This window comes from Pseudomonas putida group bacterium ESBL64 (assembly GCF_045277175.1).
Classification (GTDB): Bacteria; Pseudomonadota; Gammaproteobacteria; order Pseudomonadales; family Pseudomonadaceae; genus Aquipseudomonas; species Aquipseudomonas alloputida.
Genome location: NZ_CP145799.1, coordinates 5,347,891 through 5,371,756, shown reverse-complemented (window position 1 = coordinate 5,371,756; position 23,866 = coordinate 5,347,891). Strand labels below are relative to the sequence as shown.

Genomic DNA, 23,866 nt, shown 5'->3' with positions numbered 1-23,866 from the left:
GGCCTTGTGTCGCGATGGGGTGCGAAGCGGCCCCAACAACCTCAGATCAAAGCACCGCCTTCGGATAAGAGCCCAGCACCTTCAGCGCCACAGCCTCCTGGCTGATCTGCTCGAGCACCGCCTTGATCAGCGGGTCGCGGTGGTGACCGACGAAGTCGATGAAGAACACGTAGGTCCACTTGCCGCTGCGCGACGGGCGGGTCTCGATGCGGGTCAGGTCGATGCCGTTCTGATAGAACGGCACCAGCAACTCATGCAACGCACCTGGCTTGTTGCTCATCGAAACGATGATCGAGGTCTTGTCGTCGCCGGTCGGCGGTACTTCCTGGTTACCGATCATCAGGAAGCGCGTGGAGTTGTCCGGGCGGTCTTCGATCTTCTCGGCCAGACGGGTCAGGCCGTACAGGTTGGCCGCCATATCGCCGGCGATCGCCGCCGAATTCCACTCACCCTTGACCCGCTTGGCCGCTTCGGCATTGCTCGATACGGCCACGCGCTCCACGTTCGGGTAGTGCGCGTCCAGCCACTTTCGGCACTGGGCCAGCGACTGGGCGTGGGAGTAGATGCGGGTGATGCTGTCGGTCTTGGTGTTCTCGCCCACCAGCAGGTGGTGGTGGATACGCAGCTCGACTTCACCGCAAATCACCATGTCATGCTCGAGGAAGCTGTCCAGGGTGTGGCTGACCGCACCTTCAGTGGAGTTTTCCACCGGCACCACACCGAAGTTGACGGCACCGGCCGCCACTTCACGGAACACTTCGTCGATGGCCGCCATCGGCCGACTGATCACCGCGTGGCCGAAGTGCTTCATGGCCGCCGCCTGGGTGAAGGTGCCTTCAGGGCCGAGGTAGGCGATTTTCAGCGGCTCTTCCAGGGCCAGGCACGACGACATGATTTCGCGGAACAGCCGCGCCATCTCTTCGTTGCCCAGCGGGCCCTTGTTGCGCTCCATCACGCGCTTGAGCACCGCAGCTTCACGCTCGGGACGGTAGAACACCGGCTTCTCGCCTTCCTTCAGCGAGGCCGTCTTGACCCGGGCTACTTCTTCGGCGCAGCGGGCGCGGTCGCTGATCAGCTCGAGGATTTTCTCGTCGAGGCTGTCGATGCGCACGCGCAGCGCCTTGAGCTCCTGTTCGGACATGTCAGCCATGCTCCTTCTCGAATTCAGCCATGTAGCCTACCAGCGCTTCTACCGCTTCCAGGCCCAGGGCGTTGTAGATGGAGGCGCGCATGCCGCCCACCGAACGGTGGCCCTTGAGGTTGAGCAGGCCACGCGCATCGGCGCCAGCGAGGAAGGCCTTGTCCAGGCGCTCGTCAGCCAGGCGGAACGGCACGTTCATCCACGAACGGGCGTTGACGCTGATTGGGTTGGTGTAGAACTCGCTGCGATCGATGAACCCGTAAAGGCGGTCTTTCTTGGCACGGTTGCGCTGCTCCATGGCTTCGACACCGCCCTGCTCTTTCAGCCACTCGAAGACCAGGCCAGAGAGGTACCAGGAGTAGGTGGCCGGGGTGTTGTACATCGACCCGTTGTCAGCCGAAACCTTGTAGTCGAGCATGGTCGGGCAGCTGCTGCGGGCATGACCCAACAGGTCTTCGCGCACGATCACGACCACCAGGCCGCTTGGGCCGATATTCTTCTGCGCGCCGGCGTAGATCAGGCCGAACTGCGACACATCGATCGGGCGCGAGAGGATGTCGGACGACATATCGACCACCAACGGCACGTCACCGGTTTGGGGCACCCAGTCAAACTGCAGGCCACCGATGGTCTCGTTGGACGCATAGTGCACGTAGGCAGCGTTTTTGGTCAGGTTCCACTCGTTCTGGCCGGGGATGGCCAGGTAGTCGTAAGGCTTGGCAGTGGCGGCGACGTTGACGTTGCCGAAACGGCGCGCTTCCTCGATGGCCTTTTTCGACCAGATACCGGTTTCGACGTAGTCGGCCGTGCCGTTTTCCGGCAGCAGGTTCAGCGGGATTTCAGCGAACTGCTGGCTGGCGCCCCCTTGCAGGAACAGCACCTTGTAGTTGGAGGGGACGGACAGCAGGTCACGCAGGTCCTGCTCGGCCTTTTCGGCGATGGCCACGTAATCGTCGCTGCGATGGCTCATTTCCATCACCGACAACCCCTTGCCACGCCAGTCCAGCATCTCGGCCTGTGCGCGCTGCAGGACAGCGTCAGGAAGCGCGGCAGGGCCTGCGCAGAAGTTAAAGGCTCGTTTGCTCACATCCACTCTCGCTCTGCCAAATAGAACAAAAACTATCACATGGGTTAGCAGCGACCCTGTGGGAGCGGGCGAGCCCGCGAACACCGGCAAAGCCGGTGCCATCTACCGCAGTGTCTGCTTCGCGGGCATGCCCGCTCCCACAAGGCCGGGCTTTGCCAGCTGTTATCAGTCAAACGGGGCGACCTTGGTCGCCCCGCTCGGGTTTCACGCTTGATTACTCTTGCGGGGCCTCTTCGGCGCCTGCAGCTTCGTCTGGCGCTTCGGCTTCGACACCCTCCTCGTCCGTCTCGATCACTTCATCGAGCTCGTCCTCGGATGGCTCCTGGATACGCTCCAGGCCCACCAGTGTCTCATCGGCCGCCAGCTTGATCAGCGTAACACCCTGGGTGTTGCGGCTCAGGCTGGACACCTCGCCAACCCGGGTGCGAACCAGCGTGCCCTGGTCGGAAATCAGCATGATCTCCTCGCCTTCCTGCACCTGGATAGCCCCAATCAGCAGGCCGTTGCGCCCTTTGGTACCCATGGCGATCACACCCTGGCCACCACGGCCGCGACGCGGGAACTTGGACAGCGGGGTGCGCTTGCCAAAGCCACGCTCGGAGGCGGTGAGGATCTGCGAGCCGGACTCCGGGATCAGCATCGAGATGATCCGCTGGCCTTTGCCCAGTTTCATGCCGCGTACACCACGGGCGTTGCGACCCATTTCACGCACGACGCTCTCGGCAAAGCGAATGACCTTGCCAGCGTCGGAGAACATCATGACTTCCTTGGCGCCATCGGTGATGGCCGCGGCAATCAGAGTGTCGCCTTCCTTCAGCTTCAGGGCGATCAGGCCGTTGGAGCGCGGACGGGCGAACTGCACCAGCGGGGTCTTCTTGACGGTACCGGAAGCGGTCGCCATGAAGATGTACGCGCCGGTCGGCTCTGCAACCCACTCCGGGGTGTCGCCGTCTTCTTCGTCGACTTCCTCGGCCTCCACCAGCTCACCCTCGAGCACGGTGTCATCAGCCTCGTCCAGTTCTTCGTCGAGGTCGGCGTTCTGCTGCAGCGCTTCGAGGTCGATCTGCAGCATGGCGGTGATGCGCTCACCCTCCTCCAGCGGCAGCAGGTTGACCAGCGGACGACCGCGGGCAGCGCGGGACGCTTCGGGGATTTCGTAGGTCTTCTTCCAGTACACCTTGCCCTTGCTGGAGAACAGCAACAGGGTGGCATGGCTGTTGGCGACCAGCAGGTGCTCGATGTAGTCCTCGTCCTTCACGCCGGTCGCCGACTTGCCTTTGCCGCCGCGGCGCTGGGCCTGGTAGGCGGACAATGGCTGGGTCTTGGCATAACCACCATGGGAGATGGTGACCACGCGCTCTTCTTCCGGGATCATGTCGCCGTAGTTGAGGTCGTGGCTGGCATTGAGGATTTCGGTGCGGCGCACATCGCCGTACTCGGCACGGATGGCCTCCAGCTCCTCGCGAATCACTTCCATCAGGCGCTCGGCGCTGCTGAGGATGCGGATCAACTCGCCGATCTGCTCGAGGATTTCCTGGTACTCGGCCAGCAGTTTCTCGTGCTCCAGGCCGGTCAGACGGTGCAGGCGCAGGTCGAGAATGGCCTGGGCCTGTTCCGGCGACAGGAAGTACTTGCCGTCATGCAGGCCGTACTGCTCCGGCAGGTCCTCAGGGCGGCAGGCGTCGGCGCCGGCGCGCTCGACCATGACCTGCACGGCACTGGATTCCCACGGCGTGGAAACCAGGGCTTCCTTGGCTTCGGACGGCGTCGGCGAGGCCTTGATCAGGGCAATGACCGGGTCGATGTTGGACAGCGCGACCGCCTGGCCTTCCAGGATATGGCCACGTTCACGGGCCTTGCGCAGCTCGAATACGGTACGGCGGGTCACCACTTCACGGCGGTGGCGGACGAACGCTTCGAGCAGGTCCTTGAGGTTGAGCAGGCGCGGACGGCCGTCGACCAGGGCCACCACGTTGATGCCGAATACGCTCTGCAGCTGGGTTTGCTGGTAGAGGTTGTTGAGCACTACCTCCGGCACCTCGCCGCGACGCAGCTCGATGACGATGCGCATGCCGTCCTTGTCGGACTCGTCGCGCAGCTCGGTGATGCCTTCGATCTTCTTCTCTTTGACCAGCTCGGCGATCTTTTCGATCAGGCGCGCCTTGTTCAGCTGGTACGGCAGCTCGGTGATCACGATCTGCTGGCGGCCGCCAACCTTGTCGATGTCTTCGATCTCGGAGCGGGCGCGCATGTAGATGCGGCCACGGCCGGTGCGATAGGCCTCGATGATGCCCTGGCGACCGTTGATGATGCCGGCAGTCGGGAAGTCCGGGCCAGGGATGAACTGCATCAGTTCATCGATGGTGACTTCCGGGTTGTCGATGAGCGCCAGGCAGCCATCGATGACCTCACCGAGGTTGTGCGGCGGAATATTGGTCGCCATGCCCACGGCAATACCGCTGGAGCCGTTGACCAGCAGGTTGGGAATACGCGTCGGCATGACCGCCGGGATCTGCTCGGTGCCGTCGTAGTTGGGCACCCAGTCGACGGTTTCCTTGTGCAGGTCGGCCAGCAGCTCGTGGGCCAGCTTGGTCATGCGCACTTCGGTGTATCGCATGGCGGCAGCGTTGTCGCCGTCCACCGAACCGAAGTTGCCCTGGCCGTCGACCAGCAGGTAGCGCAACGAGAACGGCTGGGCCATACGCACGATGGTGTCGTAGACCGCAGTGTCGCCGTGCGGGTGGTACTTACCGATCACGTCACCGACCACACGGGCGGATTTCTTGTACGGCTTGTTCCAGTCGTTGCCCAGTTCGCTCATCGCATAGAGAACGCGGCGATGCACGGGCTTCAAGCCGTCACGCGCATCGGGCAGCGCTCGCCCGACAATCACGCTCATCGCGTAGTCGAGGTAAGACTGTCTCAGTTCGTCTTCGATATTGACCGGGAGGATTTCTTTGGCCAGTTCGCCCATGAGAAGCCTGATTCCTTTTTCTGGTGAAACTTCGCAGCTCCATCAAGGGCCGAACGAAGCTCGCCGCCGCAGCGCATAAGGGTGCGACGACTTACGACAAATCAATGAGTTGTGCCATGGATCTGCGCAATGAAGGCCGCCACTTTGGGCGGTCTTGGAAACTGCCGGATATTATCACAAAGGCGGGGGCGGTGGGGAGATCTGTACGGCAGTGCACGGTCATTGTGGGAGCGGCCTTGTGTCGCGATAGGGCTGCACAGCAGCCCCGGCAATTTTTGCTTCTTCGCCGACATCCCGGGGCCGCTTTGCGGCCCTATCGCGACGCAAGGCCGCTCCCACAAAGCACGCGTTCTACCGGGGTATCAGTGCAGGCGCTTGCGGCAAATCAACTGGGCCAGTTTGGCGGTATCCGGGCGCTCGACAACACCCCGTTCGGTCACGATAACGTCAATCAGGTCGGCCGGGGTCACGTCGAACACCGGGTTGAATACCTGCACATCCCGTACCGCCGGGGCACCGCCAAAGTCCAGCCACTCGTCGGCGTCACGCTCTTCCAGGGGAATATCCTCGCCGGTTGCCAGGTTCAGGTCGATGCTGGTGCTCGGCGCCACCACCATGAAGCGCACACCATGGTGCATGGCGCTGACCGCCAACTGGTAGGTGCCGATCTTGCTGGCCACGTCGCCATTGGCAGCGATGCAGTCCGCGCCCACCACCACCCAGGTGATGCCCTTGGTCTTCATCAGATGCGCCAGCGCCGAGTCGGCGCACAGGGTCACCGGAATTCCCTCGTTGGCCAGCTCCCAGGCCGTCAGGCGCGAGCCCTGCAGCCAAGGGCGAGTCTCACCGGCATAAACCCGCTCGACCATGCCTTCCAGGTAGCCGGCACGGATCACCCCCAGTGCGGTGCCAAAGCCGCCACTGGCAAGGGCGCCGGCGTTGCCGAAGGTGAGCAGGGCCTGGGCATTGCCCTGATGACGACGGATCAGCTCGATACCCTGCTGGGCCATGGTCAGGTTGGCCTCACGGTCGCTTTCGTGAATGGCCACCGCTTCGGCCTCCAGCGCCGCCAGAACGTCTTCTTCCGGACGCAGGCGCAGCAGACGCTCGCGCATGCGGTTCAGCGCCCAGAACAAGTTGGCGGCGGTAGGACGCGCTTCGGCGAGGGTGAGAAAGTCGTCTTCCAGTTCCATTTCCCAATCGCCGCCTTCGGCCAGCCGCTCTTCAAGGGCCAGTACCAGGCCGTAAGCTGCGGCAATACCGATCGCCGAGGCGCCGCGCACTGCCATGTCACGGATGGCTGCGGCCACCTGCGCAACATTGTCGCAGGCCAGCCAACGCTCTTCCGACGGCAGCAGGCGCTGGTCGAGCAGGTGCAAGGCGCCGCCCTGCCAGCGGATCGCGGTCACCTTCTCCGCCGCCAAAAGTCGCTCGCGCATCGCCTCTCCCCGTCATTCGGATATCAAAAACCGGCGATTATAGCGACCCTCGCGGCCAAGCGCTCGGGTATACTCCGGCGCAATTTTGCGAAGTTTCAGAGGACTGTTCAATGAGCAACGTCGACCGCGCCGAAATCGCCAAGTTCGAAGCGCTGGCCCACCGCTGGTGGGACCGCGAAAGCGAGTTCAAGCCGCTGCACGAAATCAACCCGCTGCGCGTCAACTGGATCGACGAGCGCGTCAGCCTGGCCGGCAAGAAAGTGCTGGACGTGGGTTGCGGTGGCGGCATCCTCAGCGAAGCCATGGCCCTGCGCGGCGCCACGGTCACCGGTATCGACATGGGCGAGGCGCCACTGGCGGTGGCTCAGCTGCACCAGCTGGAGTCCGGCGTGCAGGTGGAATACCGGCAGATCACCGCCGAAGCCCTGGCCGAGGAAATGCCCGAACAGTTCGACGTGGTCACCTGCCTGGAAATGCTCGAGCACGTGCCCGACCCGTCTTCGGTGATCCGCGCCTGCTACCGCATGGTCAAGCCGGGCGGCCAGGTGTTCTTCTCCACCATCAACCGCAACCCCAAGGCCTACCTGCTGGCCATCGTCGGCGCCGAGTACATCCTGAAGATGCTGCCGCGCGGCACCCATGACTTCAAGAAATTCATCCGCCCGTCCGAGCTGGGCGCCTGGAGCCGCGATGCAGGCCTGCAGGTGAAGGACATCATCGGCCTCACCTACAACCCGCTGACCAAGCACTACAAGCTCAACAGCGACGTCGACGTCAACTACATGATCCAGACCCTGCGCGAGGAATAAGCATGCGTTTGCGAGCAGTACTCTTCGACATGGACGGCACCTTGCTGGACACGGCGCCGGACTTCATCGCCATTTGCCAGGCCATGCTCGCCGACCGCGGGCTGCCGGCCGTTGACGACAACCTGATCCGTGGCGTGATCTCGGGTGGCGCCCGCGCCATGGTCGCCACTGCGTTCGCCATGGACCCGGAGGCTGACGGCTTCGAGGCCCTGCGCCTGGAATTCCTCGAGCGTTACCAGCGCGACTGCGCGGTGCACAGCAAGCTGTTCGAGGGCATGGCCGAGCTGCTGGCCGACATCGAGAAAGGCAACCTGCTGTGGGGCGTCGTCACCAACAAGCCGGTGCGCTTCGCCGAGCCGATCATGCAGCAGCTGGGCCTGGCCGAGCGTTCGGCGTTGCTGATCTGCCCGGACCACGTGAAAAACAGCAAACCCGACCCCGAGCCGCTGATCCTGGCCTGCAAGACGCTGAACCTGGACCCGGCGAGTGTGCTGTTCGTCGGCGACGACCTGCGCGACATCGAGTCTGGCCGCGACGCAGGTACCCGCACGGCGGCGGTGCGCTACGGCTATATTCATCCAGAGGACAACCCCAACAACTGGGGTGCCGACGTGGTGGTGGACCACCCGCTGGAACTGCGCAAAGTGATCGACAGCGCGCTGTGCGGCTGCTGAACCCAGACCGATGACCGGGCACCGTCTCTTTGTAGGAGCGGGTTCACCCGCGAATGCGCCAGCCCAGACAACACTGGCGCCTGATCGGACGCATTCGCGGGTAAACCCGCTCCTACAATAGGCCCGGCCGCCCACACGAACTCGAAGGACAGAACCATGTTCGACTACACCGCCCGCCCCGACCTGCTGCAAGGCCGGGTCATCCTGGTTACCGGTGCCGGCCGTGGCATTGGTGCCGCGGCTGCCAAGGCTTATGCCGCACTGGGTGCCACCGTGCTGCTACTGGGCAAGACCGAGGCCAACCTGAACGAAGTCTACGACCAGATCGAAGCCGCCGGCCATCCGCAGCCGGTGGTCATCCCGTTCAACCTGGAAACCGCCCTGCCACACCAGTACGACGAGCTGGCGGCCATGATCGAAGGCCAGTTCGGCCGCCTCGATGGCCTGCTCAACAATGCGTCGATCATCGGCCCGCGCACGCCGCTGGAGCAGCTGTCGGGCGACAACTTCATGCGCGTGATGCACATCAACGTCAATGCCACCTTCATGCTCACCAGCACCCTGCTGCCGCTGCTGAAGCTGTCGGAGGACGCTTCGGTGGTGTTCACCAGCAGCAGCGTCGGGCGCAAGGGCCGGGCTTACTGGGGCGCCTATGGCGTGTCGAAGTTCGCCACCGAAGGCCTGATGCAGACCTTGGCCGATGAACTGGAAGGCGTGGCGCCGGTGCGCGCCAACAGCATCAACCCAGGCGCCACGCGCACGGCAATGCGGGCCCAGGCCTACCCCGGCGAGAACCCGCAGAACAACCCGCTGCCCGAAGAGATCATGCCGGTGTACCTGTACCTGATGGGGCCGGACAGCACAGGGGTGAACGGGCAGGCGTTCAACGCCCAATAAACCTGCATCGGCCTCTTCGCGGGCTTGCCCGCTCCCACAGAATCACCGCAACCCTCAAGGACTGCGCCATACCTGTGGGAGCGGGCAAGCCCGCGAAGAGGCCGATACAGGAAAGCGATCAACCCGCAGCCAACGCCGGTCGCATACGGCCTTGCTGGCGCCCTTCCAGCTGCATGCAGCGTTCCAGGAACAGGAACATGCAGTCGTAGCTCTTGCAAATGGCCCTGCGCAGTTCGTTGCGCAACCCCAGGGTGGGGTTCTCACCGGCCAGGGTACAGATGATTTCCAGCGCCTCCCACGGGTGCGCATCGTCATACTGGGCATGCATCTTCAGCCACTTCATCGCCCGCTTGCGCCCTTCTTCAGGGAACCCCTGCGCATAGGTATCAGTCGAGCACACCACCGCCGACCATTCACCGGTCGCGCCTTCGATGGCGTAGTTGGTCGCCGCCATGGAAATGGCCAGGTTCTCGGTGGCGCACACCCGCCAGCACCAGTCGCTCAGGCCGTTCAGCTCGGGCGGCACCTCTTGCGCCTGCAACTCGTGCAGGTGCACACCGTGCGCCTGGCACCAGTTCACCCAGTAGTCGGCATGGTTGAGCTCGACGCGGATGTTGCGCATCAGCCAGCGCCGCGCCATGTCCTCGCCCTGATGCCGGCCATAGCGGGTCTTGGTCAGGTTATGCGCCATGTACAACGAAAACTGCTCCACCACCGGCCAGCCACCGATCAAGTACTGACGGATGGTCGATTGCTTCAGCTGGCCATCGCGCAGACGTGCATAAAACTCATGCTCAACCACCCGGCGCTTGCTCTCGCGGCAGTCTTCAATCAGTTGCTGGGCCCATTGGGGGTAACTGGCGGGGTCCATCAAAGGCCCGATACGAACGAATGCGTCAATCACTTTCAGCTCCTTGATCCTTGTGATTTCCAACTAGCGAAACGTGCCAGGTGCTCGCTGCAACAGAGGCCGGGCGGCGATCCGTTGGCGCTGCAGACTGTCACAGGTGAACACCTGGGGGCGTTCGATCAGGTAGCCCTGGGCGTAATCCACGCCTATTTCCTGCAAGGCCTGCTCGATCAAGGGTGTTTCGACGAACTCGGCGATCGTGCGCTTACCCATCACATGGCCGATATGGTTGATGACCTCGACCATGGCCCGGTTGACCGGGTCGTCGAGCATGTCCTTGACGAAACTCCCGTCAATCTTCAGGTAGTCCACGGGCAAATGCTTGAGATAGGCGAACGAGGACATGCCGGCGCAAAAATCATCCAGTGAGAAACGGCAACCCAGCCCTTTCAACTCATTGATGAAGCGAATGGCGCTGCCCAGGTTGGCAATGGCGCTGGTTTCGGTAATTTCGAAACAGATCATTCGCGGCGGAATGGCGTATTCGACGAACAACCGCTGGAGGTATTCAAGGAACTTATCGTCGCCAATGCTGGACCCTGACAGGTTGATGGCACAAGTCGACAACGGCCCTTCACGCCCTTCTTCCAGGCACTGGCGTATGACCATGAACACATTGCGTACCACCCAGCGGTCCAGCGCGGTCATCAGGCCGTAGCGCTCGGCCGCCGGGATAAAGCTGCTGGGCAGGATGGTGCGGCCGCTTTCGTCGTGCAGGCGCAACAGAATTTCGATATGGCCCGGACCCTCGAAGGTTTTGAGCGGGGCGATTTCCTGGGCATAGAGGCAAAAGCGGTTTTCTTCCAGGGCCACATGCAGGCGCTGGATCCAGGCCATTTCGCCAAAACGCATGGACAGTTCGCTGTCGTCGGCGTGGTACACCTGCACACGGTTTCGGCCCTTTTCCTTGGCCATGTAGCAGGCCATGTCGGCGGCGCGCAGCGAAGCCTCCAGGGTACCGGGGGCCTGGGCCATGTGCACCAGGCCAATACTGACCGTGGTCACGAACGGCCGCCCTTTCCATACGAAGTGCAGGCTCTGCACCATCTGGCGCAATTGTTCGCCAATGCGCTCGGCCTGGTCGGGCGGGCAGTTTTCCAGCAGCACGCCAAACTCATCGCCGCCCAGCCGCGCCAGCGTATCGCCCTCACGCAGGCCGGACTGCAGCACCGCGCAGATATGCCGCAGCAACTCATCGCCGGCAGCGTGGCCACAGGTGTCGTTGACCAGCTTGAACTGGTCGAGGTCGAGGAACATCAGCGAATGCCGCCCGGCCTGGCGCGCCAGGTCGTTGAGCGCCTGCTCCAGGCGGTATTCGAACTCGCGGCGGTTGGCCAGCCCGGTCAGGGCATCGTGGGTTGCCTGCCAGGACAGGTTGGCGATGTACTGGCGTTCCTGGGTCATGTCGTGCAGCACCAGCACGATGCCACTGACCTGGCCATCATTGACGATCGGCGAGCCTACCAGGTTGATCGACACCGTACTGCCGTCCAGGCGCTGGATCAGCCGGGCATGCTCGGAGCCGCCCTTGAGGCTGCCGCTGAGCACCTGCTCGACCAAGCTGCGACCGTCCTCCTCGGCGTGCTCATCCACCAGGCTGAACAGTGCCGACAGCGGCAGGCCCTGGGCCTGGCCGGATTGCCAGTGGGTCAATTGCTCGGCGGCCGGGTTCATGTAGCCGATACTGCCCTCGACATCGGTGGTGATCACCGCATCACCGATGGCCTGCAGGGTAATCTGGGCACGCTCTTTTTCTTCCTGCAGGGCGCTGGCAAAGGCCTGGCGCTGGGCCAACAGCTTGCTGGAGCGGCGCCAGGCAATGGCGATCAGGAACATCGCGGTCAGCAGGTTGGTGATCAGCAGTACCCGCAGCAACATGCGCGAGCCTTCGCCCAAGGCATCACTGAACGCCTTGGCCGCCGGGGTCACGCCTTCGTTGATGGCGACAATGCGGGCCTTCCAGTCGCTGACGGTGTCGGCATCCACCGGGCCATCGGCAAAACGCTGGCGCATTTCACCGGCCAGTACATCCAGCTTGGCCAGATAGTCGTCACCGATGTCCCAGTAATCGATGGCTGTCTGCATATAGCTGACATGGCGAAAGTTGCGGTAGAACCAGATGATCCGCTCGACATCGTCAGGGTGGTTGCCACCTTGCAGAACCGCCTGTCGCGCGGCGTCCAGATCAGGGCTGGGGTGGTCGAGCACTTCGCGCAGACGATGGTCACCCTGCGGTACGGTAATGGCCTGGCGATAGCGTTGGTAGGTGCTGTCGTCCTGCGTCTCGCCGTACAGACTGAGGTAATAGATGGCATCTTTCTGCGCCTTGGACCACAGGCTTTCGCCCGCGACATAGGCGCGCACGGCCGAGAGCGTATAAAGGCTAAGGCTGCCCAACGCCACCTGAAGGACCACGACGGCGATGAAAGGCCATGTGATGCCGAGCAACTTTGGCGCTTCGAGTGTGCGATTTCCCTTCATGGAGTCCCTGTCACAGAGCAGATAAGGCGTAAATCGACCCAGACAAGCACAGCGTAGGCCATTTGCCATCGCTGTGAAGGGGATTTTTATGACAAGGAATCGGGGGGGGGTTACAGCGTACGCGCTGGCCATTGTGGGAGCGGCCTTGCGTCGCGAAAGGGCTGCAGAGCAGCCCCCGGGGATTTATGCGTGAACGCAGGGACCGTGGGGCCGCTTCGCGCCCCGTTCGCGACGCAAGGCCGCTCCCACAAGTACGGTGAATAGTCAGCTCTGCTGCAGGTGCCCATAAAGCTTGGCGTATAACCCACCCTCGGCAATCAGCTGCTGATGGTCGCCGTCTTCGGCCACGTGCCCGCCATCGAACACCAGTACCCGGTCGGCCTGTTTCACCGCCGACAAGCGATGGGCGATGATCAGCGTGGTGCGGCCGCTGAGGAAGCACGCCAAGGCCTGATGCAGGTTGTACTCGGTGGCGGCATCCAGGGCTGAGGTGGCCTCGTCGAGGATCACTACCTTGGGCTCAGCCAGTACCATGCGGGCAATGGCCAGGCGCTGGCGCTGGCCACCGGACAAGCGCACGCCTGAACGCCCCACCACACTGTCCAGGCCTTGCGGCAAGGCGGCGATGGTGGCATCCAGCTGAGCGATGCGCAGCGCCTGCCAGCACGCATCATCGCTGCAGTCGCGGCCCATGGTCAGGTTGGCACGCACGCTGTCGTTGAACAGCGACGGGTGCTGCAACACCACCGCGACATTCTCGCGCAGGGTTTCCAGGCCGATTTCCTGCAGGCTGGCCCCGCCAAAGCGGATGGTCCCGGCCTGGGCGCTGTATAGGCCCAGCAGTAGCTGCACCAGCGTGCTCTTGCCGCCGCCGCTGGCACCGACAATCGCCACCTTCTCACCCGCGGCGATAGACAGGTCGAGGTGGTCGAGCACCGGCTCGTCGGCATAGGCAAAGCGCAGGTCGCGCACGTCAATGCCCACCGTTTCGCGGCCGGCGAACGGGTCGCTGGCGGCCGGGTATTGCGGCTCGTCGGCACGCGCCAGCAGCTCGTTGAGGCGACTCAGCGCACCGCCGGCGGCGTAGTAGGCATATTGCAGATTAAGCAGTTGCTCCACCGGACCGATCATGAACCACAGGTAGCTGAACACCGCCAGCATCTGGCCGATCGACAGGTCGGAAAACAGCACGGTCAGCATGGCCGCCGCGCGGAAGATGTCGATGCCGAACTGGAACAGCAGGCCACTGGCACGGCCACTGGCATCGCTTTTCCATTGCGAGTCCACGGCGTAATCGCGCACTTCGCGGGCACGCAGGCCCAGGCGGCCAAGGAAGTAGCCCTGGCGGTTGCCAGCGCGGATTTCCTGAATGGCATCGAGGGTTTCCGCCAGCGCCTGGGTAAAGCGCGCGGTGCTGTCGTTTTCAAGCTTTTTCAGGTGTTTGACGCGCTTGCCCAACTGCACGGTGAAGTAGATCACCAGCGGGTTGAACAGCAAGATCAGCAAGGCCAGCTGCCAGTGCATCCAGATCAGGATCGCCGCCGTGCCGGTCAGTGTCAGCATGGCCACCAGGAAGCGGCTGAGGGTTTCGCCAACGAACTTGTCGAGGGTGTCCAGGTCGGTGACCAGGTGGGTGGTCACCGTGCCGCTGCCCAGGCTTTCGTACTCTTTCAGCGAAATACGCTTGAGGCGCTCGATCAGGCGGATGCGCAGGCGGTAGACGATGTCCTTGGCCAGCCCGGCGAACAGCTTGGACTGGATCACGTTGAAGGCCAGCGCAGCCAGGCGCAGGCACAGGGTGAGCGCCAGCATCAGGCCGATGTAGCCGGCTGCTACCTGCCAGTTGGACGGCAGCAGGTGGTTCATCCACTTCAGCGCGGCATCGCCATGGCCGAGCAGTACTTCGTCCACCAACAGCGGCAGCAGCAGCGGAATGGGCACACTGCAACACGCCGCCAGTAACGCAATGAGGTTGGCGGACCAGAGGTTTTTCTTGTGATGCAGGGCCAGGCGGCGGATTTCCGCCCAGCTCAGTCGATCGCCCGCAGTGTATGGCTTGCCCGGTACCGGGTCGGGTGACCCTGGTACATCAAGCACAGGCGGCCTGCTGCAGCCAGCGGCCGAGCAAGGGTTGCAGGCGCTCCAGCGGCTGGTAGCCGTTGGTCAGCAAGGCCAGTTGGCCATTGCGCTCGGCCAGCAAGGTCGGGAAACCGGCAATACCCAGGTCCTGGGCCCAGGCGAAGTCGGCCGCGGTGGCGGCGCGGGTATCGGCACGGGCGAAGGTTTCGGCGAACGCGGCACGGTCGAAGCCACTCTGGGAGGCCAGCTCGACCAGCTGCGGCGCGGTGGTCACATCGGTACCCTGCTCGTAGAACGAACGCTGGATCAACGCCAGCAGCGGCCAGACGCGCTCGGCATCCAGCTCGCGGGCCGCGACCAGGGCGCGACAGGCCGGCTCGGTGTCGTAGACGAAGCCGTCAGGCATGGCCCCCTCGAAGCGGAACGGCTGGCCGGTAGCATCAGCCACCGCCTGCCAGTGTTCCAGGATGTACTTGCGAGTGGAGCTGTCCAGGGCGCTGCCGCCCGTACGCAGCCCGCCCGTTACCAAGCGGGCAGGCACGCCTGCCTCACGCGCCTGGGCGATCAGGGCCGCGGCCACTGGCGCAAACCCCCAGCACCAGGAGCACATCGGGTCCATCACATAGATCAGGCGTGCAGACATGCTTCAAGCCTCGGCTTTGTAGTTGTAACCGATCGGGTGCGGCAGGTTGCGGGCCTTGGCCAGCTCGATCTGCTTCTGCCGGTCGATGGCACTGCGCCGGGTCTTCTCGCTCAGGCTGTCCCAGCAATGCGGGCAGCTGACACCTGGCGAATAGTGCTCGGACGCGCGCTCCTCTGCATTGATCGGATGGCGGCAGGCGTGGCACTGGTCGTACTCGCCTTCGCTCAGGTCATGGCGCACCGTAACCCGGTTGTCGAAGACGAAGCAGTCGCCGTCCCACAGGCTTTCTTCCTGAGGCACTTCCTCGAAGTATTTCAGGATGCCGCCCTTAAGATGATAGACCGACTCGAAGCCTTCACCGAGCATGTAGCTGGAGGCCTTTTCGCAACGGATGCCGCCGGTGCAGAACATGGCGACCTTCTTGTGCTTGCTCGGGTCGAAATTGGCCTTGATGTACTCCGGGAACTCACGGAAGGTTTCGGTCTTCGGGTCGATGGCGCCCTTGAACGTACCGATGGCCACTTCGTAGTCGTTGCGGGTGTCGATCAACAGCACTTCCGGGTCGCTGATCAGGGCGTTCCAGTCCTTGGGCTCGACATAGGTACCAACGGCCTGGTTGGGGTCTACGCCCGGCACGCCGAGGGTGACGATCTCTTTCTTGAGCTTGACCTTGGTGCGGTAGAACGGCTGTTCGTCGCAGTACGACTCTTTATGGTCGACATCGACCAGGCGCGGGTCGCTGCGCAGCCAGGCCAGCAGGCCATCAATGCCTTCGCGGGTGCCCGACACGGTGCCGTTGATGCCCTCCTGGGCCAGCAGCAGGGTGCCTTTGACGTTGTTGTCGAGCATGGTCTTGAGCAGCGGCTCGCGCAGCTCGACGTAGTCTTCCAGGGTGACGAACTTGTACAGCGCCGCGACGACGATGGCTTGAGACATGTAACGGAATCTCCAGGTGGCTGCCCTCGTAAGGGGCGGACCGGGTTTGACGGTATAGAAAAGCATGGGGGCGCTTTGCGCCCCTTTCGCGACACAAGGCCGCTCCCACAGGGGACCGCGTAGCCTGATGGCTAGTGCGGTTTTTGTGGGAGCGGCCTTGTGTCGCGAAAGGGCCGCAAAGCGGCCCCCGGATTTTGCAGGATTCTACCAGAACAACAGAAAGGTTTCAGTGCCCGCCGCCGGCGCACACCGGCGAGGCCGGTGCAACGCCGACCTTGGCCCACTCTTCGGCGGTGTAGGTGTGGATGGCCAGGGCGTGAATCTCGCCCATCAGCTCACCCATGGTGGCGTACACCTTCTGGTGGCGCTTGACGCTGTTCAACCCGGCGAACTGCTCGCTGACGATCACGGCCTTGTAGTGGGTCTCCTGACCACGACTGTGCATGTGACTTTCGTTGAGCACTTGCAGGTGTTGCGGCGCCAGCGCGGCCAGTTGCTGTTCGATACGTTGTTGCATGGTCATTGCGGCGTACTCACTTCTTCGCTGGTGCGGCGGCCTTGCCTGCGTTCGGGTCCAGCTCTTTGGTCATGTCTTCCAGCAGCTTGTTCACCACCGGTACTGCGGGCTCCAGGCTCTGCTGGGTCAGCTGTGCCGACTGCTGAGTGACCTTGGGCATTTCACGCAGCACTTTCTTGCCCAGCGGCGATTCGTAGAACTTGACCAGGTCTTTCAGCTCCTGCTCGGTGAAGGTCTGGGTGTACAGGTCGACCATCTTCGGCTTCAGCTTGTTCCAGCCGATGGCGTTGTCCAGGGCGGCATTGGCCTTGGCCTGGTAGCTTTCCAGCACCGGTTGCTTGGCGGCCGGGGCCTTGGTCTGGGCGAAACGCTGGGCGAACATCTGCTGCACTTGCATGTACACCGGGGTGCCCAGCTTGTCGGCGTTGGCCAGGGTCAGGAATTTCTCGGCAGCAGCGTTGTGGCTGGCGGTGGCAGCGAGTACCTGGCCACTGGCGCAAACCAGGGCAACGGCGGCACAAAGGACACGGAGACGGGTCATTGCATTTCCTTCAAAGAGAGGGAGGCGGGCACCTCAGAGTAGAGCATTCTGCGCCGTGGTGGCGATGTGCTCAAGTGGCACGACGAGCGACGGAACCGCTCGGTCGAATCAGGGCCTAAACTGCGATTTCGAACTACACAGGAGTGAGTACAGAATGAGCCGTATCGAGACAGACAGCCTGGGCCCGGTCGAAGTTCCGGAGAACGCCTACTGGGGTGCGCAAACCCAGCGTTCGCTGATCAACTTCGCCATCGGCAAGGAACGCATGCCCCTCGCGGTGTTGCACGCCCTGGCACTGATCAAGAAGGCCGCCGCACGCGTCAACGACCGCAATGGCGACCTGCCGGCCGACATCGCCCGGCTGATCGAACAGGCCGCCGATGAAGTGCTGGCTGGCCAGCACGACGATCAGTTCCCGCTCGTCGTCTGGCAGACGGGCAGTGGCACCCAGAGCAACATGAACGTCAACGAGGTAATCGCCGGACGCGCCAACGAACTGGCCGGCAAAGGCCGTGGCGGCAAGGCGCCGGTGCACCCCAATGACCACGTCAACCGCTCGCAGAGCTCCAACGACTGCTTCCCCACCGCCATGCACATTGCGGCAGCCCAGGCGGTGCAGGAAAAGCTGCTGCCGGCCGTCACCGAACTGTCTTCAGGGCTGGCCGAGCTGTCGATGCGTCACCACCAGCTGGTAAAAACCGGTCGCACACACATGATGGACGCCACGCCGATCACCTTCGGCCAGGAAGTGTCGGCCTTCGTCGCCCAGCTCGATTACGCCCAGCGCGCCATCCGCGCCACCCTGCCGGCGGTGTGCGAACTGGCCCAGGGCGGCACTGCCGTGGGTACCGGGCTGAACGCCCCGCAGGGGTTTGCCGAGGCCATCGCTGCCGAGCTGGCGGCACTGTCCGGCCTGCCGTTCATCACCGCGCCGAACAAGTTCGCCGCCCTCGCCGGCCACGAGCCGCTGACCAGCCTGGCGGGCGCCCTGAAAACCCTGGCCGTGGCCTTGATGAAAATTGCCAACGACCTGCGCCTGCTGGGTTCCGGCCCGCGCGCCGGCCTGGCCGAGGTGCGCCTGCCGGCCAACGAGCCCGGCAGCTCGATCATGCCGGGCAAGGTCAACCCCACCCAGTGCGAGGCGCTGTCGATGCTGGCCTGCCAGGTGCTGGGCAACGACGCGGCCATTGGCTTTGCCGCCAGCCAGGGGCATTTGCAGCTGAACGTGTTCAAGCCGGTGATCATTCATAACCTGCTGCAATCCATCGAGTTGCTGGCCGATGGTTGCCGCAACTTCCAGCAGCATTGCGTGGCGGGTATCGAGCCGGATGCCGAGCAGATGGCCGCGCACCTGGAGCGCGGGTTGATGCTGGTGACGGCGCTGAACCCGCATATTGGCTATGACAAGGCGGCGGAAATTGCCAAAAAGGCTTACAGCGAGGGCAAGACCCTGCGCGAGGCGGCCTTGGCATTGAAGTACCTGACCAATGAGCAGTTCGACCAGTGGGTGCGGCCGGAGAACATGCTGGCGCCGGGCGGCAAGGGCTGACTGCTCTGTAGCCTGTACCGGCCCTTTCGCGGGTGAACCCGCTCCTACGACGAGCGGCGATCCGTGGTAGGAGCGGGTTCACCCGCAAAAGGGCCGGTACAGGCAATCGACAGACCTAGTGTGGTGTTTTGCAAATACGGCCAATAACTCGCGAGCGATTTTTGCGCTCAAGCAAGGCGTCGCGACGAGTCGTAGCCCAGCTACGGCGAGGAGCGACAACGCCGCATGAGCGCAAAAAGCGCCGCGCGTTATGGTCGTTATTTGTGAAACACCACACTAGGCCAAACGCGCCCGGCGGGCCCGCCAACCCGCCACCAGCGACGGCCCCAGCGCCACCAGCGCCGAACCGAACACCACCGTGACCGCCCCCACATAGCCCAGGGCATTGATGTCCTCGGCATGCACATACTCAGGCCAAACCAACGCCGCCAGCGCCACCGCAACGAAGGTCACCAGCGGGGTCAGCGCCAGCGTGGCACTTACCCGTGAGGCCTCCCAGTGCGCCAGTGCTTCGGCAAACGCGCCGTATGCCACCAGGGTATTCAGGCAACAGGCCAGCAGCAGCCAGCCTTGCACCGGGGTCAGTTGCAAGGCCTCCAGCGGGTGCACCCAAGGTGTCAGCAGCGCAGCGCAGCTTAGGTAGATCACCATCATCACCTGCTGCGAGTGCCACACGGTCAGCAACTGCTTCTGGCTCAGGGCGTAGAACACCCAGATGCTGGTCGCCAGCAAAATGGTCAACACGCCGGTGGTGTAGGTACCCAGCGAAGTCAGCAGCTCTTCCAGGCGCTGGTTGAAGAACAGGCCAAACCCTGCCAGCAGCACCAACAGGCCCACGCCCTGCCCCACACTGAAGCGCTCGCGGAACACGAACACGCTGGCCACCAGCAACAGCACCGGGCCGATCTGTACCACCAGTTGTGCGGTGCCTGGGCTAAGCAGTTTGAGACCGATCAGGTAGAGCACGTAGTTGCCCATCAGGCCGAGCACGGCCACCAGCACCAGGCCCTTGCCCTTGGGCGCCAGTTTACGCATGGACGGCAAACGCCGCTGAGCCGCCAGCCAGGCGAACAGCAGGCTGCCGGAGACCAGCAGGCGGTACCAGGTGACAGTGATCGGGTCGACCACTTGCAATACCTGCTTGAGCTTGATCGGCAAGATGCCCCAGAGCAGCGCCGTCAGAAGTGCCAGGAACAGCCCATAGCCCCAGCGGCCAGAAGTGGTGTGCATAAAATCCTCGATCAAGCCCGTGGTGGGGGTTGTTGAATTCTACGGGGTTGGAGGACGGGGACGGTGGAGAGTGCCGAGAAAAGAATTCATCAGGTCATTCTTTTGGGGCATGGCTGGGGGGAGGTGTTGCCTGTTCTGGCCCTCTCGCGGGTAAACCCGCTCCTACAAGGGATCGCGTCCCCCTGTAGGAGCGGGTTCACCCGCGAAAGGGCCAGAACAGGCAACATCACCGTCGGCTATTTTTTGTGCTTGGCAAACGCCGCTTCCAGCGCCTGGTTGATGGTGCGCACCACCTTCACCCGCGCCCAGCGCTTGTCATTGGCCTCTACCAGCGTCCAAGGGGCAATCTCGCTGCTGGTGCGGTCGACCATGTCGCCCACCGCCTGGGAGTATTCGTCCCACTTGTCGCGGTTGCGCCAGTCATCCTCGGTGATCTTGTAGCGTTTGAACGGAATTTGCTCACGCTCTTCGAAGCGCTCCAGTTGGGTCTGCTGGTCGATCGCCAGCCAGAACTTGACCACCACCACGCCGGCATCCACCAACTGCTCTTCAAAGTCGTTGATCTCGCTGTAGGCACGCATCCAGTCAGCGGGGCTGCAGAAGCCTTCCACCCGCTCCACCAGCACCCGGCCATACCAGGAACGGTCGAAGATGGTGAACTTGCCCCGTGCCGGGATGTGCCGCCAGAACCGCCACAGGTACGGCTGGGCGCGCTCTTCTTCGGTAGGCGCGGCAATCGGCACTATACGGTACTGCCGCGGGTCCAGCGCTGCCGCCACGCGGCGGATGGCGCCCCCCTTGCCGGCGGCGTCATTACCTTCGAACACCGCCACCAGGGCGTGCCGGCGCATGCGCTTGTCACGCAGCAGGCCGGCCAGACGGGCCTGTTCGGTGATCAACTGTTCCTGATAGTCGGCCTTGTCCAGGCGCAAGGTCATGTCCAGGGCGCCAAGCAGGCTGCGGTCGTCGATGCTGTGGCCCAGCGGGGCCACGTTGCCCTGGTGCTTGCCCTTGGGATTATTGGCCAGCGCGGCTTGCAGGCTTTCCAGCAGAATGCGCCCCACCGCCAGGCTGCGGTAATTCGGGTCTACCCCTTCGATGATGTGCCATGGCGCATAGTCGCGGCTGGTGCGGCGCAGCACGCGCTCACCAAAGCGCACGAAGCGGTCGTAGGTTTGCGACTGCTGCCAATCCAGCGGGCTGATCTTCCAGCTGTGCAGCGGGTCGTCCTTGAGCGATTTCAGCCGTGCCTTCATCTGCTTCTTGGACAGGTGGAACCAGAACTTGATGATCAGCGCACCTTCATCGCACAGCATCTGCTCCAGGCGCTCGGCACCGGTAATGGCCTGATCGAGCACGGCATCCTTGAACACCCCGTGCACCCGCCCCTGCAGCATCTGGCTGTACCAGTTGCCAAAGAACACACCCATCCGCCCCTTGGGTGGCAAGGCCCGCCAATAGCGCCAGGCGGGTGGGCGGGCCAGCTCTTCGTCGGTCTGCTGGTCGAAGGTGAGCACATCGATCATGCGCGGGTCCATCCACTCGTTGAGCAGTTTTACCGTCTCACCCTTGCCGGCGCCTTCAATGCCGTTGATCAGCACGATCACCGGAAACCGCGCCTGCTGCTTGAGTTCGTACTGGGCTTCGAGCAGGGCCTCGCGTAAAGCGGGTACCTCGGCGTCGTAAGCCTCCTTGTCGATGCTGTGGCCGATTTCGGCAGATTCGAACATGCACTGGCTCCTTCAATGGATAAGCAAGACTAGCGGATTTCATTTCGGCCTGTATTGACCTCTTCACCAATGAACGCGCTCCCACAGCTCAGCCGGATGGCATAAAATCCCGCCATCCGCTGCAACCGAGCCCACCATGCCCACCCTCCTCCAGCACGCCCAGATCGACTGGGACGACCAGGGCCGCCCCCATTCGCGGCACTATGACGACGTCTATTTCGCAGTCAACGAAGGCATCGAAGAAACCAAGCACGTGTTCCTCGGCCAGACCCGCCTGGCCGAACGTTTTGCCAACCTGGCGCCGCACGCCTGCACGGTGATCGGCGAAACCGGTTTTGGCACCGGCATGAATTTTTTCTGCGCCTGGCAGCTGTTCGACCAGCACGCACACAGCGACGCGCGCCTGCACTTCGTCAGCGTCGAAAAGTACCCCCTCGACCACGCCGACATGGCCCGCGCAGTGCGCCTGTGGCCTGAACTGGCCGCCTATACCGAGCCACTGCTGGAGCAATACGTGGCGGTGCACCCGGGCTTTCAGCAGTTCACCTTCGCCGGTGGCAGGGTCACCCTGACCCTGTTGATAGGCGATGTGCTGGAACAGCTGCCGCAACTCGATGCGCAGATCGATGTGTGGTTCCTCGACGGCTTCGCCCCCGCCAAGAACCCCGACATGTGGACCCCGGAGCTGTTTGCGCAACTGGCGCGGCTATCGCATCCGGGCACGGTGCTGGGCACCTTCACCACCACCGGCTGGGTACGCCGCAGCCTGGTGGAAGCCGGCTTCGCCATGAAGAAGGTGCCTGGCATCGGCAAGAAGTGGGAGGTGATGAGCGGCGCCTACGTCGGCCCCCTGCCCGGCCCATGCGCGCCTTGGTACGCGCGCCCCGCGGTGACACAGGGGGCGCGCGAGGCGCTGGTGATCGGTGCCGGACTTGCCGGCAGCAGCAGCGCCGCCAGCCTGGCCCGGCGCGGCTGGCAGGTAACCGTGCTGGAGCGCCACGAAGCCCCGGCCCAGGAAGCTTCAGGCAACCCGCAAGGGGTGCTGTACCTCAAGCTGTCTGCCCATGGCACCGCGCTCTCGCAGATGATCCTGTCCGGGTTCGGCTACACCCGGCGTCAGCTGCAGCGCTTGCAGCGTGGCCGTGACTGGGATGCCTGCGGGGTGCTGCAACTGGCCTTCGACAGCAAGGAGGCCGAACGCCAGGGCAAGCTGGCTGCCGCCTTCGACCATGGCTTGCTGCACTGCCTGGCGCGCGCGGAGGCCGAAGCCATCGCTGGCGTGGCGTTGCCTGGCGGCGGGTTGTTCTACCCCGAAGGTGGCTGGGTGCACCCGCCAGCGCTGTGCCAACAGCAGTTGCAGCACCCTGGTATTCGCGTGGTGACCCACCAGGACGTGCTCGAACTGCGCAAAGTGGATGAGCATTGGCAAGCCTGGGCTGGCGACCAGCTGTTAGCCCGCGCTCCAGTGGTGGTCCTGGCCGGTGCGGCGGATGTGCTGCGCTTCGAACCTTGCGCGCAGTTACCACTCAAGCGCATCCGTGGGCAGATCACCCGCTTGCCGGCCACCGCCAGCAGCCAGGCACTGCGCACCGTGGTGTGCGCGGAAGGCTATGTGGCACCGCCGCGCGAGGGTGAACATACACTGGGCGCCAGTTTTGACTTCCACAGCGAAGACCTTGCACCGACGGTGGCCGAGCACCAGGGCAACCTGGCGCTGCTGGACGAAATTTCCGTCGATCTGGCGCAACGGCTGGCTGTGGCTGAACTGGACCCCGAGCAATTGCAGGGACGTGCTGCGTTCCGTTGCACCAGCCCGGATTACCTGCCGATCGTCGGCCCCATCGCCGACGGGCAGGCGTTTGCCGAAGCCTATGCAGTACTGGGCCGGGATGCGCGGCAAGTACCGGATGTGCCCTGCCCTTGGCTGGGCGGGTTGTATGTGAACAGCGGGCATGGCTCACGCGGGTTGATCACGGCACCGTTGAGTGGCGAGCTGGTGGCGGCCTGGGTATGTGGGGAACCGCTGCCATTGCCACGGGCGGTGGCGGAGGCTTGCCATCCGAACCGGTTTGGATTGCGCCGGTTGATCCGGGGGAAATGATTGCAGCGGGTTGCCTGCCCGGCCACATATAACCAAACATTCTAAAACTCTCGAAAAGCACATAGGTCAGTTCCTTAAGGTGCCCTAATCCGGGGCATCACCTCCCCAACGGAAAAACCGGTAAGGAC

The 23,866-nt window shown here is 63.4% G+C and carries 18 protein-coding genes; 5 read left to right on the top strand and 13 right to left on the bottom strand.

The genetic code is table 11. The features are described from left to right. Positions 1-46: 46 nt before the first annotated feature. From pheA to mtnA, 4 genes are all read right to left on the bottom strand, one after another. On the bottom strand, positions 47-1,141 hold the full coding sequence (gene pheA, locus V6093_RS24385) for a prephenate dehydratase (RefSeq protein WP_003252669.1): 1,095 nt from the start codon (positions 1,139-1,141) through the stop codon (positions 47-49). Position 1,142: 1 nt separating this feature from the next. Then, a complete protein-coding gene (serC, locus tag V6093_RS24380) occupies positions 1,143-2,228 on the bottom strand; it encodes a 3-phosphoserine/phosphohydroxythreonine transaminase (protein ID WP_054888757.1) in 1,086 nt (361 codons plus the stop codon). A 214-nt stretch (positions 2,229-2,442) separates the two neighbouring features. Further along, positions 2,443-5,202: a DNA gyrase subunit A gene (gene gyrA, locus V6093_RS24375; protein WP_017147871.1), complete on the bottom strand. Its 2,760-nt coding sequence runs from the start codon at positions 5,200-5,202 to the stop codon at positions 2,443-2,445. Between the two features lie 362 nt (positions 5,203-5,564). Beyond that, the gene (gene mtnA / locus V6093_RS24370; RefSeq protein ID WP_004575797.1) at positions 5,565-6,641 is read right to left on the bottom strand and encodes an S-methyl-5-thioribose-1-phosphate isomerase; all 1,077 of its coding nucleotides are present in this window, start codon (positions 6,639-6,641) and stop codon (positions 5,565-5,567) included. Positions 6,642-6,751: 110 nt separating this feature from the next. Here mtnA and ubiG point away from each other — a divergent pair, with 110 nt between their 5' ends. From ubiG to V6093_RS24355, 3 genes are all read left to right on the top strand, one after another. Then, the gene (ubiG, locus tag V6093_RS24365; RefSeq protein ID WP_003252662.1) at positions 6,752-7,450 is read left to right on the top strand and encodes a bifunctional 2-polyprenyl-6-hydroxyphenol methylase/3-demethylubiquinol 3-O-methyltransferase UbiG; all 699 of its coding nucleotides are present in this window, start codon (positions 6,752-6,754) and stop codon (positions 7,448-7,450) included. 2 nt (positions 7,451-7,452) lie between these two features. Next, positions 7,453-8,124, top strand: a complete 672-nt coding sequence (gene mupP / locus V6093_RS24360) for an N-acetylmuramic acid 6-phosphate phosphatase MupP (protein WP_003252659.1) — start codon at positions 7,453-7,455, stop codon at positions 8,122-8,124. Between the two features lie 156 nt (positions 8,125-8,280). Further along, on the top strand, positions 8,281-9,021 hold the full coding sequence (locus V6093_RS24355) for a YciK family oxidoreductase (RefSeq protein ID WP_003252656.1): 741 nt from the start codon (positions 8,281-8,283) through the stop codon (positions 9,019-9,021). Between the two features lie 118 nt (positions 9,022-9,139). Here V6093_RS24355 and V6093_RS24350 read toward each other — a convergent pair whose 3' ends face one another. The 7 genes from V6093_RS24350 to V6093_RS24320 all read right to left on the bottom strand — a co-directional run bounded on the left by V6093_RS24350 (position 9,140) and on the right by V6093_RS24320 (position 17,128). Beyond that, positions 9,140-9,925 carry a TenA family transcriptional regulator gene (locus V6093_RS24350; protein ID WP_406669642.1) on the bottom strand — a complete coding sequence of 262 codons (786 nt, stop codon included), beginning with the start codon at positions 9,923-9,925 and terminating at the stop codon, positions 9,140-9,142. A 30-nt stretch (positions 9,926-9,955) separates the two neighbouring features. Further along, a complete protein-coding gene (locus V6093_RS24345; RefSeq protein ID WP_003252652.1) occupies positions 9,956-12,412 on the bottom strand; it encodes an EAL domain-containing protein in 2,457 nt (818 codons plus the stop codon). A gap of 264 nt (positions 12,413-12,676) precedes the next feature. After that, positions 12,677-14,509 (bottom strand): ABC transporter ATP-binding protein, encoded by a 1,833-nt coding sequence (locus V6093_RS24340; protein WP_003252650.1) that lies wholly within the window; start codon positions 14,507-14,509, stop codon positions 12,677-12,679. Then, positions 14,502-15,134, bottom strand: coding sequence for a DsbA family protein (locus V6093_RS24335; RefSeq protein ID WP_003252648.1), 633 nt, complete (start codon positions 15,132-15,134; stop codon positions 14,502-14,504). The genes V6093_RS24340 and V6093_RS24335 overlap by 8 nt, the downstream gene beginning before the upstream one ends. A 3-nt stretch (positions 15,135-15,137) precedes the next feature. Next, the gene (locus V6093_RS24330) at positions 15,138-16,070 is read right to left on the bottom strand and encodes a rhodanese-related sulfurtransferase (RefSeq protein ID WP_180689413.1); all 933 of its coding nucleotides are present in this window, start codon (positions 16,068-16,070) and stop codon (positions 15,138-15,140) included. 226 nt (positions 16,071-16,296) lie between these two features. Then, positions 16,297-16,593: a BolA family transcriptional regulator gene (locus V6093_RS24325; protein ID WP_003252644.1), complete on the bottom strand. Its 297-nt coding sequence runs from the start codon at positions 16,591-16,593 to the stop codon at positions 16,297-16,299. Positions 16,594-16,603: 10 nt separating this feature from the next. Next, a complete protein-coding gene (locus V6093_RS24320; RefSeq protein ID WP_003252642.1) occupies positions 16,604-17,128 on the bottom strand; it encodes a DUF2059 domain-containing protein in 525 nt (174 codons plus the stop codon). Between the two features lie 154 nt (positions 17,129-17,282). On the opposite strand from V6093_RS24320, the gene V6093_RS24315 reads away from it, so the two are divergent. Next, positions 17,283-18,677: a class II fumarate hydratase gene (locus tag V6093_RS24315; protein ID WP_003252640.1), complete on the top strand. Its 1,395-nt coding sequence runs from the start codon at positions 17,283-17,285 to the stop codon at positions 18,675-18,677. 276 nt (positions 18,678-18,953) lie between these two features. On the opposite strand, the gene V6093_RS24310 is transcribed toward V6093_RS24315, so the two are convergent. Continuing rightward, positions 18,954-19,907 carry a DMT family transporter gene (locus V6093_RS24310; RefSeq protein WP_041167251.1) on the bottom strand — a complete coding sequence of 318 codons (954 nt, stop codon included), beginning with the start codon at positions 19,905-19,907 and terminating at the stop codon, positions 18,954-18,956. Between the two features lie 236 nt (positions 19,908-20,143). Further along, positions 20,144-21,637, bottom strand: coding sequence for a polyphosphate:AMP phosphotransferase (pap, locus tag V6093_RS24305; RefSeq protein ID WP_003252637.1), 1,494 nt, complete (start codon positions 21,635-21,637; stop codon positions 20,144-20,146). 136 nt (positions 21,638-21,773) lie between these two features. Between pap and mnmC the strand changes: the two genes are divergently transcribed. Next, entirely contained in the window at positions 21,774-23,738 is a 1,965-nt protein-coding gene (mnmC, locus tag V6093_RS24300) for a bifunctional tRNA (5-methylaminomethyl-2-thiouridine)(34)-methyltransferase MnmD/FAD-dependent 5-carboxymethylaminomethyl-2-thiouridine(34) oxidoreductase MnmC (protein WP_406669641.1), read from the top strand. Positions 23,739-23,866: the final 128 nt, after the last annotated feature.